We start from the raw sequence: 15,249 nt of genomic DNA, 5'->3' as shown, positions 1-15,249 counted from the left end.
TCAAGAAGATTAGACAAAACTTTATAAAGTCATGATAAAATAAGCCTGTTAAGGAGTGAAGAATATGAATGAAAATAATTTACCTTTCCCATCTGATGGGAAACGCTATTTTACATGGAATCGTTATTTACGAGATATATTTGGTATGAAAATTTTTAAAGTAGCATTAGATGCTGGTTTTGATTGTCCTAATAGAGACGGAACAGTCGCATTTGGTGGCTGTACTTTTTGTAGTGTGGCAGGAAGTGGTGATTTTGCTGGAGATAAGGTAGATCCCATTCCAGTTCAATTTGAAAAAATCAAGATGAACATGCATGAAAAATGGAAGAACGGAAAATACATTGCCTATTTCCAGGCTTATACGAATACGCATGCCCCCCTTCCTGTTCTGAAGGAGAAATTTGAAGCGGCACTAGCATTAGAAGGTGTTATAGGAATTTCCATTGCAACAAGACCTGATTGTTTACCCGACGATATAGTCGAATACTTGGCAGAGCTTAACAAACGTACTTTTTTATGGATAGAGCTTGGTCTTCAAACAGTACATGAGCGCACAGCTAATTTGGTGAATAGGGCTCACGATTATCCTTCCTATATAGAAGGTGTGAACAAACTAAGGAAGCATGAAATCCCTATATGTACGCATATTATAAATGGTCTGCCTTTAGAAAATCGGGAAATGATGATGGAAACCGCACGAGAAGTGGCCAAGCTAGATGTTCAAGGGATTAAAATTCATTTACTGCATTTATTGAAGGGAACTCCAATGGTTAAGCAATACGAAAAGGGAATGCTCGAGTTCATGGATCGAGATGCCTATATCCAGCTTGTTGCAGATCAGCTAGAAGTTTTACCTCCTGAGATGGTCGTTCAACGAATAACTGGTGATGGACCAATTGACTTAATGATCGGGCCCATGTGGAGTGTAAACAAATGGGATGTATTAAATGGAATTGACGCTGAGCTAACCTCTAGGGAGAGTTACCAAGGAAAATACTATGTAAAAAGTGGTGCAGCAAAATGAAACTAAAACGAGTTTTACCTTTCGCTAAACAATTATTAATGTCTACAGTTGAACCTGGAGATATTGTGGTGGATGCAACAGCCGGAAATGGACATGACACTTTGTTTTTAACAGAACTTGTTGGTGAGCATGGACATGTATATGCTTTTGATGTTCAAGCAGAGGCTATCTATGCAACTACCAAAAGATTAGAAGAAGCGAACAAATTAGAAATAACTACATTAATTCAAGATGGACATGAAAATCTTCATCTTTATATTCAGCAAAAAGTTTCAGCAGGAATATTCAATTTGGGCTACTTGCCTGGAAGTAATCATGAAATAATTACAACAGGAGCTTCTACTCAGCAGGCAATTGAATCATTATTACAATTACTTAAAGTAGGCGGAATAATTGTCCTAGTAGTTTACCATGGTCATCAGGGTGGTAAAGAAGAAAAGGATTCCATTCTTCGGTACGTGCAGAGTTTACCACAATCCTTTGTCCACGTCTTAAGCTATCAATTTCTTAACCAACAAAATGATCCTCCATTTATCATCGCAATTGAAAAGATGAAAGAGCAAAAGTAGTTGTATATCTGGCGTGAGTAAGGGAATTATAAGTAACAAAAAGGAGTGACATTATGCCAAAAATTGCTTCAATTAGTACATATAACCCACCATATACATTAGAACAATCAAACATTGAAAATCTCACAAAAGAACTATTTCAAGATAAAATACCTCAATTGAATAGACTATTAAAAGTGTTTGAAAATGGAGATATACAAACTCGCCATTTTTGTGTTCCTTTAGAATGGCATCAAAGTGAACATAGCTTTGAAGAACGTAATAATTTGTATATAGAGTTAGCTACCAAATATAGTATTGAAGTTATCCATCGTTGTTTAAATAGTCTCGATTTTTTAGAATCTTCCCTGCATCCAAGTGAAATTGATGCAATAGTGTTCGTTAGTAGTACTGGTATTTCTACTCCAAGTATTGATGCTCGGGTGATGAATCATTTACCTTTTTCTGATCGCATGAAACGCATTCCCTTATGGGGTTTAGGCTGTGCCGGGGGTGCATCTGGGATTAGTAGAGCTTTCGACTATTGCAAGGCGCATCCGACCTCCAAAGTATTAGTAGTTTGTGTAGAACTCTGTAGTTTGACCTTTCAACCAAATGACTTTTCGAAGAGTAATTTAATAGGAGCCTCGTTATTTGCTGATGGAGCCGCGTGTGCACTAGTTTGCGGAGATGACGTAAAGCTGTCTACCTCAAAACCAGTGCCTCACATCATCGCGACAGCTTCTAAGTGGATGCCGGATTCAGAGGATGTCATGGGTTGGGATATTAAAAACAATGGACTACATGTAGTTTTTTCCAAAAGCATTCCTTCTATTATTACTTCTTGGTTGGGACCATTTGTAGATGATTTTCTAGGTGAACAGCGAGTGACTAAGAATGACCTAGTGAACTTTGTTGCACATCCAGGAGGAAAGAAAGTATTAAAAGCATATGAAGAAACGTTGGAACTAACAGAAGAGCATACGTACATCTCACGAGAAGTGTTAAAAAGTCATGGGAATATGTCTTCTCCTACTGTTCTTTATGTGTTGGAGCAATTTATGAAGAAACAAAATAATGAGGAAGAGTTAGGTTTACTAGTTGCACTTGGTCCTGGATTTTGTGGAGAAGCTATATTACTAAATTGGAGGGATTAGTTTGTTATTCTTCATCCTTATCTCACTAGTGGTTCTTCAACGACTTGCGGAGGTAGTAATAGCAAAAAGAAATGAAAAAAGAATGCTTCAACAAGGTGCCTATGAAGTTGGAGCATCCCACTATCCCGTAATGGTTGCTATGCATGTGAGCTTTTTTATAAGTCTCATTTTAGAAGTGTTGATATTTGATAGAGCGATTTCACCTTTATTTTCTGCATTTTTAATCGGCTTTATAATTGTTCAATTACTTCGAATATGGTGCCTCGCATCTTTAGGTTCTTTTTGGAATACTAAAATCATTATTCTACCAGGGGCTAATGTAGTGAAAAGAGGTCCTTATTCCTTCATTCGACATCCAAACTATGTAGTAGTTTGTTTGGAAATTATTTTACTACCATTAATGTTCCAAGCATATATAACTGCTATTACCTTTACGCTATTAAATATTGCCATGCTCTCTGTACGTATCCCTACCGAGGAAAAAGCATTAAGAGAAGCTACTAATTATGAGGACAAATTTAAAAAGAAGATTTCGGCATCCTAACCGAAATCTTCTTTTTATTATTTATTTTCTTTTATTCTATTAATTACTCATTTCTTTATTGGCAGCTTCTTCTACTGCTCTTGCAACTAAATGATGTAATGTTGGATCCAACGGGTTAGGAATAAGTTCGCCCGGTTTAGTGTGATTAACAATTGCTAGAGACGCAGCGATTAACATTGGATATGTAATCTCTTTTGCTCCAGCATCCAAAGCACCCTTGAAGATACCCGGGAACCCGATAACATTATTTACGGAACGTCCATCAGCTGCAAATGCTGCTCCTGCAGCAATTGCATCTGAAGGTAAAATCTCTGGGTTTGGGTTAGATAATGCTAATATTATTTGCCCTTTACGAACCATTTCTGGCTTAATAAGACCAGAAACCCCAGTTGTAGCAACAATAATATCACATTTTTCCATTAGAGCGTCTAATGATTCTAGAGTTTGACCGCCATAATTTAGCAAACGCTCTTGAGCAGCCTCTTGACGATCTAAACCATAAACTCCCTCCACACCATACGCCATTAACATACGACAAATAGCTAAACCTGCTGCACCCAATCCAATTTGACCAATTTTCGCATTTTTAATGTCAACATTTGTAGCTTTGCAAGCAGATAATATTGCAGCCAATGCTACTACTGCAGTACCATGTTGGTCATCATGCATAACCGGAATTGGCAACTCTGCTTTCAATCTTTCTTCTATTTCAAAGCAATGTGGAGATCCAATATCCTCTAGTAAGATCGCTCCAAACCCTTTATGAATGTGTTTGACTGTCTCAACAATTTCATCTGGATCGCTTGTATTCAATAAAATCGGAATGCCACTTAATCCCACAAATTGGTCTAGCAATACTGCTTTTCCTTCCATAACCGGCATCCCTGCAACTGGTCCTATATTACCTAGTCCTAAAATAGCTGTACCATCCGTCACGATGGCTACAGATGTGCCGATGGAAGTAAAATAGTTAGCTTTTTCTGGATTATGTAAAATGTCCATACAAACGGATGCTACACCTGGTGTATAAATACGTTGAAGATCGCGCAATGAACGAACATCTAGTCTGCTCTTCATAGCGATTTTACCGCCTTCATGCGCCTTTAATACATCATCTGTAACGGCATGAATTTTCACACCGTTATCAATCGATTCAATATTGGAAATCACTTGATCTAATTGATCTTTCGATTTACAAGTGATTGTAATGTCGCGAACAGTTGTTAACGCACCACTTTTAAGTGTTGTAATGTCACCAATGTCTCCCTCGGCCATACCAATTGCAGTAGCAACCTTTGCAAAATTACCAGGTTTTGAAGGTGTTTCCACGATGATGTTACGAATAATATGTTGGTTTTGCATGTCAAATCTCCTTACTCTATTCTCTATTTCAACCAACAAATTATAACATAAAATGTCTACTTATGCCTTCACATCTCGTTTAATAAACGTCATAAAGCTTAATGCCAAAAATAGTATCGCATAAATTCCGAGGACAGTTAAAGACATAGTGAGAGTAGTTTCGTGTATAAAAAATTCTTTTCTGAGATGCTGCGTTAAATCAGAATGTGTTAACCAAATATATTCTACAGGTATATACTTTTGTAGAAGCATTATGATCATTGGTCCCATCATTAAAAACAGCATAGATAATGCGATAGCAATGGAAGGTGAACTAAATACCGTTCCGATAAAGAATGCAAATAGTATAGACATGGTGAAATCACCTAAGGAGTACACATATGTTAAGAAAATATCTTTCATCGTGTTTGTTTGCTGCACTACACCATCAACAATAGTCAGGTCGACTCCAGTTGCAGTTCCAAATAAGATAAATCCAATTACCGTAGTGAGAATAATCGTTACTACTATTAATGATATACCAAACAAGAAAATCGTAATTAGTTTGGACGCTAATATTTTGAATCGGGAAACAGGTCGTGTTAGAAGCATTTTAATCGTACCATCTGTAAATTCCTGCGATACAATGGATGCTCCGGGAATAACTGCTAATAATGTAATAAGCACCATGATGGACGCACCAAATGCCATATTTCCTTCCATACTTTGATTGACTTGAGGTGCTGCATTATTATCTAAGCGATACTGTGCCATCGCTTTTTGCTCCTCATACATTTGGATAGACCATTCATCTAGGTCAGGTGTTTTAAGCTGTGCATTAGAATCATCGATTAAAACTTGTTGTTCCTGTTTCCAATTGGTGGTATCCACTTCTTCCATAGTTACCTTATCCAACACACCGACACCAATAATCACCAATAATAGAATACCTAAAATAGCCCATGTACCTTTTTTATGCCATAGTTTCATCCATTCATTTTGTATCAAACTAAACAATTTGACCGCCTCCTGTCATTTGAAGGAACTGCTCTTCAAGCGTTTCATGCACTGCCGAGATAGCAAAAATTTGAACCTTCTGCGCAACAAGTTCATTAATAAGACTTGGTACCTTCTCTTCTTTCAAATCAAGTAAAAATACTCCTTCATGCAATGTGAATACATAACCATTTGAACTTAAGTAAGTTTCTACTACTTCAGTTGGCTCTGCTTTAAGTTGCATACGTGTCTTTTCATCATTTTGAATCATCCGTTCATCAATCAGCTTACCATTTTGAATAACAGCCACACGGTCACACATCAACTCTATTTCTGACAGTAAATGACTAGATACAAAAATAGATACATTATTCTCCTCTGCTATTTTGCGAAGATACGTGCGGAACTCACGAATTCCAGCAGGATCTAAACCATTTGTTGGTTCATCTAATATTAAGAATTTCGGATCATGCAGTAAGGCTTGTGCTAATCCTAAACGTTGACGCATACCTAAAGAATACGTCGACACCTTTTCATGGATTCGCTTAGTTAGTCCTACCTGGTTAATCACTTCATCTATCCGTGCCTTCGTTACTCCATTATGCATTCTAGAAAAATGAAGTAAGTTTTTATAGCCCGACATATACTTATACATTTCCGGATTTTCTACGATAACCCCTACATTTGCAATTGCCTTTTCATAATCATCTGCAATAGATGCGCCTTCAATAGTAATAGTCCCACTAGTTAGATGCATAAGACCAGTCATTAAACGGATAGTCGTTGTTTTACCAGCACCATTTGGACCTAAAAATCCAGTGATTTGACCGGGAAATAACTCTAGTGAAACATTATCGATAAGTGTTTTCCCTCTAATAATTTTGGTAATATTCTTTAACTGAACGATTGGCTTAGTCATTTCATTTCACCTTCTCTTTCGTTACATTTTTCATCCAACTTACTGCATCCTGATTTGTGTTAAAGCGTATTGTTTCTAATTCGTCCTGGGCAATTACTTTGCCATCCTTTAAAACTATTAGCTGATCTAGTATCGGTTCGACTTCATGCAATTCATGAGTCGATAAAATAATAGATTGTTCCTCGATATTAGTATACCGAATGAGCCCCTTTATAAGAGATTCACGCACGATTGGATCTAACCCAGAAAACGGTTCATCCATCACATAGTAGGATGTATTTCTACCAAGAGTCGCTGCCATTTTCGCTCTTCCACGATTCCCTTTAGAAAGTTTCTTAAGCTTCACATCAACATCTACTTCCAAAAAGTTGGCTACCTCCAATGCCTTTTCTATAGTAAAATCCTCAAATTGCGATGCGTAAAATGCGAAAAGCTCTTTTGTTGTATAAAAGCTATAAAACAAATCCGTATCAGGTAAATATGCAATGTCAGTCGCATGTATTCTAGATAAAGACTCCTTATGAATGGAAATAGTTCCCTTTCGAGGTCTTTGTATACCAGCAATTATTTTCAATAACGTAGATTTGCCACTACCATTTTCCCCAGCTATACCTATTGTCGTTCCTAGGGGAAACGTTAGTGATATATCCTTAAGTACTTCCCGTCTTTGGTAATTAAACGAAACATGTTGAAGTTGAATCATTGAGTCCCTTCCTTTCTTTGCAAAATTTGAACGATCTCTTCTTTCGAAAAACCAAAAACTGCAATAGACTGAATAAATTGATTGACCAATTTCACTTTCATATCCTCACGCAAATGCAAAATACGTTCTTCATCTGTTGTGATGAATGTGCCTTGCCCGCGCTTCGTCTCTGTTAGCTCCATCAATTCAAGCTCCTTATATACACGTTGTACGGTGTTAACATTAACACCAACTTCCAATGAATATTCTCGTACGGATTGCATTTTATCTCCGGACTTTAAGTTTCCTTTTAAAATATCCCCACATATTAAATCCACAAGCTGACTATAAATAGGTTTATCACGAGTGAAATCCTGCGTCATCTCGTAACCACCCTCTCCACCCACTTACAAATCGCCCAAAATAACAATACAAAGATTATCCAATTGAACAATTCCTCTACAATGTATATGGAGTCAACTTCTAAGTTAAAATTACTAGTTGTAATTGTAGGTAAATAATCTGCTATAAATTTTATAGATATTTCACCTTGGTTTAGTACTTTATCTAATGAAAGAAAACTAAATAGTTGCGGTAAATAACTAACTATTAAAAAGAAAATTGCTACCGTTGTGATTAGTGAAAATTTACCAATCCAATATTTACCTTCTAAATAAATTGTCCATAAGAATAACCATACAATATTGACTAAGACACCGACAAATAACATTATAACTAGCAATAAAAGCTGTAAATTAAACAATTTTGCAAAGCTACCTACAAACAAATCCGATAAGAAATATATCCCTGCTGTCGTGATAAAAACATTTCCAACAAAATAAATAACTAAACTAAATAAAAATTTCGCACCAATCAATGTATGCATAGAATGAGGATTATGCAGCCACATATCTTTTTTTCTGTTATCGTGATTTAGTGAGCTATTAAATTGAATTAGGATATTAATAGAACTAAAGCCAAGCATTAAAAACATTAAAACTATTCTAATTTCCTGAATGGGAGCCGAAGTTATTAAATATCTCTCCAATATTATCGGAAGAATTAAGACAACCCCAATACCCATTACCGCTGAACCGAAAAGCCATGTCTTATATAGAGCCCATTCCTTTAACAACAACCCTTTCATTTTCCCTCTCCTTTTGTAATCACCGTCGTCATAGTGTATCTGTGTAATAGTTATATATTACACTAACACTATATATTTTATCACATCTATTTGCAAGTGATTTATTTGCAATCGACAAATAAGATAGACTGGTCAGTGAAAATGTAAAGCCTATACTATAAAAAGCTGGATCCACGGCATACACTTAACCTGGATCCAGCTTTTTTGTTAGTTGTGAGTGGATATGCTAGGGTGCATGACGACTCGGGGGCGAGCGGATAGCGCTGTTGCTCGGGCGGATAACGTTCAATCTCGGGCGTTTGGCTTTCCCTCGAGCGGATTGCTCTGTCCCTCGAGCGGATAGCCCTGTTGCTCGGGCGTATGGACTCGATCATCGGGCGGATAGCGTTCTGCCTCGGGCGTTCGGCTTTACCTTGAGCGGATAGCTCTGTTCCTCGGGCGTATAGCCTCGTCGATCGGGCGGATAGCATTCTGCCTCGGGCGTTTAGCTTTCCCTCGAGCGGATAGCTCTGTACCTCGGGCGTATGGACTCGTCGATCGGGCGGATAACGTTCTCCCTCGAGCGTTTGGCTTTTCCTCGAGCGGATAACCCTGTTCCTCGGGCGTATGGACTCGTTCATCGAGCGGATAGTATTCTGACTCGAGCGTTTGGCTTTTCCTCGAGCGGATAGCATTCTGCCTCGAGCGTTCGGCTTTCCCTCGAGCGGATAGCCCTGTTCCTCGGGCGTATGGACTCGTTGCTCGGGCGGATAACGTTCAATCTCGGGCGTTTGGCTTTTCCTCGAGCGGATAGACCTGTTGCTCGGGCGTATGGACTCGATCATCGGGCGGATAGTGTTCTGCACCGGGCGTTCGGCTTTCCCTCGAGCGGATAGTATTCTGCACCGGGCGGATAGCGTTCTACCTCGGGCGTTTGGCTTTTCCTCGAGCGGATAGCTCTGTTGCTCTGGCACATGGAGCAACTCTCGTGCGGGCGTATCGTTATGTATCGGCAATACTGAACTTCAAGTACATATAATTTAATACTTTCGTTAAAAAAACCGTCAGCACTCACGCTGACGGGGGTGATATAGCTTTTATTTATCCTTGTCATCATTTTCGACTAAGAACTTTAATCTTGATAGTTTGTTATTCCAGAACTGTTCATAATAATCGAGCCACTGTTTTACTTCTGTCAATGGCTCTGGTTGCAAATGATACACTTTTTCTCTACCTAACTTTTGACCATTGACTAAACCAGCTTCAGTTAAAACATTAAGATGCTTCACAATTGCTGTTCTACTCATATCGTAATGAGAAGAAATTTCGGCAATAGATCTCTCCCCGTTCGCTAATAGTCGAAGGACATCGCGCCTTGTTGGATCAGCTATCGCTTGAAAAACATCCACCTTTTTGATGGCATCATTCATTAAGCTTCGACAACTTGCTTAAATTTGTTTTGTACAATTCCAACCCAGCCTTGATTCATTATGCTACGGACATCTGTACTCGACTTTTTAGCTTTCGAAATAATGGATTCTCCGTCTTTCCATCCACCATGAATTAATGTGAATTCAGTCCTAGTACCGTTTTCTTTCAAAAGAAATGTAACAAACCAACCATCTGTGTCCCATTGAAACGAAAGTTTGTGTGGCTCGTCAATCTCAAGCACCTTACAAGGAGACGGGCCAAATGGTGACTGGATTGTAAATTCGTATCCTTCCTGCGCTTGAAAATCATTAGGCATAAACCAAGCAGAGATTCCTTCCGCTGTTGACACATAATTCCAAACCTTTTGGATTGGTGCCTCTACTAAAACAGTTTGTGTTATATCAGGTAAATTTTCTTTCATCATTAATAGCTCCTTTTCAATATATAATGTAACCCCTAGGTGTTATATTATATATAACCAAAAGGTGTTATGTCAACTTGCAGAAATTATATTACCTCTGCTTCACCACAAAAATCCCCATCTACAGTTAGTAGATGGGATTTTAAATTCAAACAATATAGCCAATGTCCGTTAGCACATTATTGATAAAAGACTGTGAATAAGTAAAAATTTCTTCTCGCTCCGGTTCTTGATAGAGGTCATGAAAACAATTTTTCCATTCTTTATATTGATATTCAGAAAGCTCCTGCTTCCTTAGCCAGCTTGCTGCAGCATTTGTATCAGTAATCTTATCTCGCTCTCCAGTCATTACAAGAATAGGTTTATTTGGTATGGAGATAGTCGATTGGTTCACTGATTTTAAAAGTGCTTGGAGTTCCTTGTACCATTCTGTTGAAATGAAGGTTCTATACGTGGGATCTGATACGAATTGTTGAAATACTTCATAATTTCTTGTTAAATCATTTAAGTGAATATCATGATTGATTTTCTGCGGTATTGATAATTTCGCTAGTGTGTTCGTCCATTTCGAAGGAAGCTTTTCAAGCTGGAACCATGGCGATGTCAGTATTACTCCCGCATATTCAATATCTAGTTTACGTAAAACTTTTATAAGAAGGGTGGCTCCAAGACCATGTCCCATTAAAAATATTGGAAGATCATACGTAACTGCAACTTGCATTGCTTGTTTAATGTAGTTCTTATATAGTTCGAAGGATTCGTCGTGAATAGTTTTTGATTTTTTTAATTCTCCATGGCCTGGCAAGTCACCCATAACGATATGATAGTTGGAGCTTCTCAATTTTTCAATTAACCAAGCATATCTTCTATGATGCTCATAAGCACTGTGCACAATAACTATTACGGCTTTGGGCTTTCCTTCTGTTTCCCATTTCCACATATAAACAAACCTCTTTTCTTTCCTTGCAATTTCATCGTATTTGGTTTCTTTCAATCTGTATGTCTGATACGATTAATTATATTCTAATTTTAAAAGGAGCGTATGCAAAATGATTTATCCATATAAAGATAAAACCCCCACAATTGACGACTCTGCTTTTATAGCTGATTATGTCACAATAACAGGTGATGTGACAATCGGTCCAGAGACTACAATTTGGTTTAATACGGTAATTAGAGGGGATGTTGCTCCTACTATTATTGGAAGTAAAGTAAGTATTCAAGATTTAAGTTGCCTACATCAAAGTCCAAATAAACCACTTTTAATAGAAGATGAAGTGACTATCGGACATCAAGTGACTTTACATAGCTGTACAGTACGTAAAGGTGCGTTAATAGGAATGGGGTCCATTATTTTAGATGGAGCTGAAATTGGTGAAGGTGCATTTATCGGAGCTGGGAGTCTCGTACCACCTGGCAAGAAAATACCTCCAAATTCATTAGCACTAGGCAGTCCTGCAAAAGTTGTGCGCGAGCTAAATGATGAAGACAAAGCTGATGTACAAAGAATTATCCGAGAATATGTAGAAAAAGGGCAATATTATAAAACACTTCAAAAATAATTGGGATAACGATTAGTTTGTGTAGATTAATCGATTTTACACAATGTTTGATCATTCCACATTTTTTTATTTTCTACTATTGAAAAAAAAGGCTTTCCATTATAGGAAAGCCTTTTTTGTTCATACTAATTATAATCCAGCTTTTTCTTTCAACGCTGCAGCTTTATCTGTTTTTTCCCATGGTACATCAATGTCTGTTCGACCAAAGTGACCATAAGCAGCTGTTTGTTTGTATATTGGACGGCGAAGATCTAGCATTTTAATGATTCCTGCTGGACGTAAGTCGAATAGTTCGCGAATATATGAAACTAATTCAACTTCTTCTACCTTTCCAGTACCAAAAGTTTCTACAGCAATTGAAACAGGTTTAGCTACACCAATTGCATAAGCAAGTTGTACTTCACAACGATCTGCAAGGCCAGCAGCAACAATGTTTTTAGCAACATAACGTGCAGCATATGCAGCGGAACGGTCAACTTTTGTAGGATCTTTACCAGAGAATGCTCCTCCGCCATGACGAGCATAACCACCGTAAGTGTCTACGATAATTTTACGTCCTGTTAGACCTGCATCTCCTTGTGGTCCACCAATTACGAAGCGTCCAGTTGGATTGATAAAGTATTTTGTATTTTCATCTATTAAATTTGTAGGAACAATCGGATTGATCACTACTTCTTTAATATCTTTTTGAATTTGCTCTAAAGTAATTTCTGGATGATGTTGAGTAGAAATAACAATTGTATCGATACGAACAGGATTATTATTTTCATCATATTCTACTGTTACTTGAGTTTTTCCGTCCGGACGAAGATAGTCTAAAGTTTCGTCTTTACGAACTTGTGCCAATCGATGAGATAGTTTATGCGCTAAACTAATTGGTAGTGGCATAAGCTCTGGTGTTTCATTACAAGCATAACCGAACATTAAACCTTGGTCTCCTGCTCCAATTGCATCAATGTCAGAATCACTCATAGAGCCTTCTCTTGCTTCTAAAGCTTGGTCCACACCTTGCGCGATGTCAGGTGATTGTTCATCAATTGAAGTAAGCACAGCAGAAGTTTCTGCATCAAAGCCATACTTTGCACGTGTATAGCCAATTTCTTTAATAGTAGAACGAACTACTTTAGGGATATCTACGTAAGTAGATGTAGTAATTTCTCCAGCAACTAATACTAGTCCTGTCGTTACACTCGTTTCGCAAGCTACACGAGCATTTGGGTCTTCTGCTAAAATTGCATCTAGAATTGCATCAGAGATTTGATCACAGATTTTATCTGGATGCCCCTCTGTTACTGATTCTGATGTAAATAATCGACGTTGTGTCATAGATTATTCCTCCTATATCCTGCGAGATTTCTCTCAAGAATTGATACGGTACTCATTCCCATGTCAAGCCATTCAAAATGATTCATGCATTTTCATCACAAAATTTCTAATGTAATAATTATGCATTGAAGTTAACTTGAAGCCGTTTCGGACTTGGCACACAAGGATAAAGGGCGATGTTAAATAAAAAAACCCCTCACTCACGTATTTATACATGAGGAAAGGCATTAGTATCATAAGCACCTTTCACTCTTATCAAATCAAGGAATTTCACCTTGTCTCAGGTTTGGCACCTTTGTAATAATAAAAAAATTACAGGTTGCCGGGTTTCATAGGGCCTGACCCCTCCACCAGCTCGGGATAAGAGTATCCGTTCAATTTATCATCATACGTAAATATGTATTAGAAGTCAACTATTTTTTGTTTGTATTTTGTACACAAAAGAAAAAATTTAATTTGATTAGTATAGACTAATTACTTTAATGTGTTATACTATTTCACATATCTAGAAAACTTCCTCTTTTTTAGGGGAAATATAAAAAAAGGATGGTATATTCAAGATGAATTCAATTGATACTGTGAGTGAACTGAAAGAATTGTTAGCAGGAAATAACGTTAGCAGCCAATTGTCAGTGCCACAACTTGTGGAAAAAGCTACAACAAGAGGAGAAGCTGTTCTAACTTCTACTGGTGCAGTAAAAGCTGAAACAGGAAAATATACTGGCCGCTCTCCACAAGATAAGTATATAGTAGATGAAGCTATTTCAAAAGACAAAATCGATTGGGGTTCAGTAAACCAACCAATTTCTTCTGACGTTTTTGAAGCACTATATAAAAAAATGATTAACTTCTTAAACAAGCAAGATGAAATCTTCGAATTTAAAGGATATGCTGGAGCTGATAAAGAATCACGTTTGGGTATTCAAGTAATTAACGAATATGCTTGGCATAACCTCTTCGCTCATCAGCTATTTATCCGTCCAACACAAGAAGATCTTGCAACACATACAACAGATTTTACTATTCTTTCTGCACCTAATTTCAAGGCAGTTCCTGCTATAGATGGAACACGTTCAGAAACGTTTATCATTGTATCCATGGAAAAACGCACTGTTTTAATAGGTGGTACTGAATATGCTGGCGAGATGAAAAAATCAATTTTCTCTATTATGAACTACTTACTTCCAGAACAAGATATTTTACCAATGCACTGCTCTGCAAACGTTGGGGATGCTGGAGATGTTGCATTATTCTTCGGTTTATCTGGAACAGGTAAAACTACCCTTTCTGCAGATGCTGGTCGTAAACTAATCGGTGATGACGAGCATGGCTGGTCAGATAACGGTGTGTTCAATATCGAAGGTGGCTGTTATGCAAAATGTATTGACCTAACTCGAGAAAATGAACCTCAAATCTGGGATGCGATATCATTCGGAACTGTATTAGAAAACGTAGTGGTAGATGCGGAAACTCGCGTTGCTAATTATACTGACAACTCATTAACAGAAAATACTCGTGCGGCTTACCCAATTCAATATATCGATAATATTGTAGACCCATCTGTAGCGGGTCATCCAAATACAATTATTTTCTTAACTGCCGATGCTTTTGGCGTATTGCCTCCAATCAGTAAACTAACAAAAGAACAAGCAATGTACCATTTCTTAAGTGGCTTTACTTCTAAGCTTGCTGGAACTGAACGTGGAGTTACTTCGCCACAACCAGTATTTTCTACTTGCTTCGGTTCACCATTCTTACCATTACATGCAACGGTATATGCAGAAATGCTTGGTAATAAAATTGATGAGCATGATGCACAAGTATTCTTAGTAAACACTGGTTGGACTGGTGGAGAATACGGCGTAGGTAACCGCATGAAGCTGTCATACACTCGTACAATGGTTCGTGCTGCAATTGATGGTAAACTAAACAATGCTGAAACAGAAACAGATACAGTATTCGGTTTAGCTATTCCTAAAGAAGTAGAAGGCGTTCCTACTGAGGTACTTATACCTCGTAATGCATGGGCAGATAAAGCAGCATATGACCAAAAAGCCGCTGAGTTAGCTCAATCATTCCGTGAGAACTTCAAAAAATTTGGTACAGTCTCTGAAGACATTTCCTTTAAAGGCGGACCATTAGCTTAATAAATTTAAAATATAAAAGAGCCCC

16 protein-coding genes and 1 riboswitch are annotated in these 15,249 nt (G+C 37.7%); of the genes, 6 read left to right on the top strand and 10 right to left on the bottom strand.

Annotated features, from left to right (window positions below; all coding sequences use genetic code 11):
- Window positions 1-64: 64 nt before the first annotated feature.
- The 4 genes from MKY37_RS17665 to MKY37_RS17650 are packed head-to-tail and all read left to right on the top strand — an operon-like array spanning window position 65 to window position 3,273.
- A complete protein-coding gene (locus MKY37_RS17665; RefSeq protein WP_340779004.1) occupies window positions 65-1,024 on the top strand; it encodes a TIGR01212 family radical SAM protein in 960 nt (319 codons plus the stop codon).
- Window positions 1,021-1,593, top strand: a complete 573-nt coding sequence (locus tag MKY37_RS17660) for a class I SAM-dependent methyltransferase (RefSeq protein ID WP_340779003.1) — start codon at window positions 1,021-1,023, stop codon at window positions 1,591-1,593. The genes MKY37_RS17665 and MKY37_RS17660 overlap by 4 nt, the downstream gene beginning before the upstream one ends.
- A 53-nt stretch (window positions 1,594-1,646) precedes the next feature.
- Complete coding sequence (locus tag MKY37_RS17655; RefSeq protein ID WP_340779002.1) at window positions 1,647-2,729, top strand: type III polyketide synthase; 1,083 nt, start codon at window positions 1,647-1,649, stop codon at window positions 2,727-2,729.
- A gap of 1 nt (window position 2,730) precedes the next feature.
- Window positions 2,731-3,273, top strand: a complete 543-nt coding sequence (locus tag MKY37_RS17650; RefSeq protein WP_340779001.1) for an isoprenylcysteine carboxyl methyltransferase family protein — start codon at window positions 2,731-2,733, stop codon at window positions 3,271-3,273.
- A gap of 39 nt (window positions 3,274-3,312) precedes the next feature.
- On the opposite strand, the gene MKY37_RS17645 is transcribed toward MKY37_RS17650, so the two are convergent.
- The 9 genes from MKY37_RS17645 to MKY37_RS17605 all read right to left on the bottom strand — a co-directional run bounded on the left by MKY37_RS17645 (window position 3,313) and on the right by MKY37_RS17605 (window position 11,129).
- Entirely contained in the window at window positions 3,313-4,635 is a 1,323-nt protein-coding gene (locus tag MKY37_RS17645; RefSeq protein ID WP_340779000.1) for an NAD-dependent malic enzyme, read from the bottom strand.
- A 60-nt stretch (window positions 4,636-4,695) separates the two neighbouring features.
- Window positions 4,696-5,631, bottom strand: coding sequence for an ABC transporter permease (locus tag MKY37_RS17640; RefSeq protein WP_340778998.1), 936 nt, complete (start codon window positions 5,629-5,631; stop codon window positions 4,696-4,698).
- Entirely contained in the window at window positions 5,624-6,529 is a 906-nt protein-coding gene (locus MKY37_RS17635; RefSeq protein ID WP_340778996.1) for an ABC transporter ATP-binding protein, read from the bottom strand. The genes MKY37_RS17640 and MKY37_RS17635 overlap by 8 nt, the downstream gene beginning before the upstream one ends.
- Before the next feature lies 1 nt (window position 6,530).
- Window positions 6,531-7,232, bottom strand: coding sequence for an ABC transporter ATP-binding protein (locus tag MKY37_RS17630; RefSeq protein WP_340778994.1), 702 nt, complete (start codon window positions 7,230-7,232; stop codon window positions 6,531-6,533).
- Entirely contained in the window at window positions 7,229-7,594 is a 366-nt protein-coding gene (locus tag MKY37_RS17625) for a GntR family transcriptional regulator (protein WP_340778993.1), read from the bottom strand. The genes MKY37_RS17630 and MKY37_RS17625 overlap by 4 nt, the downstream gene beginning before the upstream one ends.
- Complete coding sequence (locus tag MKY37_RS17620; protein ID WP_340778992.1) at window positions 7,591-8,358, bottom strand: hypothetical protein; 768 nt, start codon at window positions 8,356-8,358, stop codon at window positions 7,591-7,593. The genes MKY37_RS17625 and MKY37_RS17620 overlap by 4 nt, the downstream gene beginning before the upstream one ends.
- A gap of 1,076 nt (window positions 8,359-9,434) precedes the next feature.
- Window positions 9,435-9,767, bottom strand: a complete 333-nt coding sequence (locus MKY37_RS17615) for an ArsR/SmtB family transcription factor (protein ID WP_340778991.1) — start codon at window positions 9,765-9,767, stop codon at window positions 9,435-9,437.
- Window positions 9,767-10,189, bottom strand: coding sequence for an SRPBCC family protein (locus MKY37_RS17610; RefSeq protein WP_340778990.1), 423 nt, complete (start codon window positions 10,187-10,189; stop codon window positions 9,767-9,769). Before MKY37_RS17610 ends, MKY37_RS17615 begins: the two co-directional genes overlap by 1 nt.
- A gap of 148 nt (window positions 10,190-10,337) precedes the next feature.
- A complete protein-coding gene (locus MKY37_RS17605) occupies window positions 10,338-11,129 on the bottom strand; it encodes an alpha/beta hydrolase (RefSeq protein WP_340778989.1) in 792 nt (263 codons plus the stop codon).
- 109 nt (window positions 11,130-11,238) lie between these two features.
- Between MKY37_RS17605 and MKY37_RS17600 the strand changes: the two genes are divergently transcribed.
- A complete protein-coding gene (locus tag MKY37_RS17600; RefSeq protein ID WP_340778987.1) occupies window positions 11,239-11,751 on the top strand; it encodes a gamma carbonic anhydrase in 513 nt (170 codons plus the stop codon).
- Window positions 11,752-11,880: 129 nt separating this feature from the next.
- On the opposite strand, the gene metK is transcribed toward MKY37_RS17600, so the two are convergent.
- Window positions 11,881-13,077 carry a methionine adenosyltransferase gene (gene metK, locus MKY37_RS17595; protein WP_340778986.1) on the bottom strand — a complete coding sequence of 399 codons (1,197 nt, stop codon included), beginning with the start codon at window positions 13,075-13,077 and terminating at the stop codon, window positions 11,881-11,883.
- 249 nt (window positions 13,078-13,326) lie between these two features.
- Window positions 13,327-13,444: riboswitch (SAM riboswitch) on the bottom strand.
- 193 nt (window positions 13,445-13,637) lie between these two features.
- Between metK and pckA the strand changes: the two genes are divergently transcribed.
- Window positions 13,638-15,224, top strand: coding sequence for a phosphoenolpyruvate carboxykinase (ATP) (pckA, locus tag MKY37_RS17590; protein WP_340778983.1), 1,587 nt, complete (start codon window positions 13,638-13,640; stop codon window positions 15,222-15,224).
- The last annotated feature ends 25 nt before the right edge of the window (window positions 15,225-15,249 follow it).

Source organism: Psychrobacillus sp. FSL K6-2836 (assembly GCF_038003085.1).
Taxonomy (GTDB): Bacteria; Bacillota; Bacilli; order Bacillales_A; family Planococcaceae; genus Psychrobacillus.
Note: the sequence above shows the minus strand (reverse complement) of the source record. Positions and strands in the feature narration are given on the sequence as shown.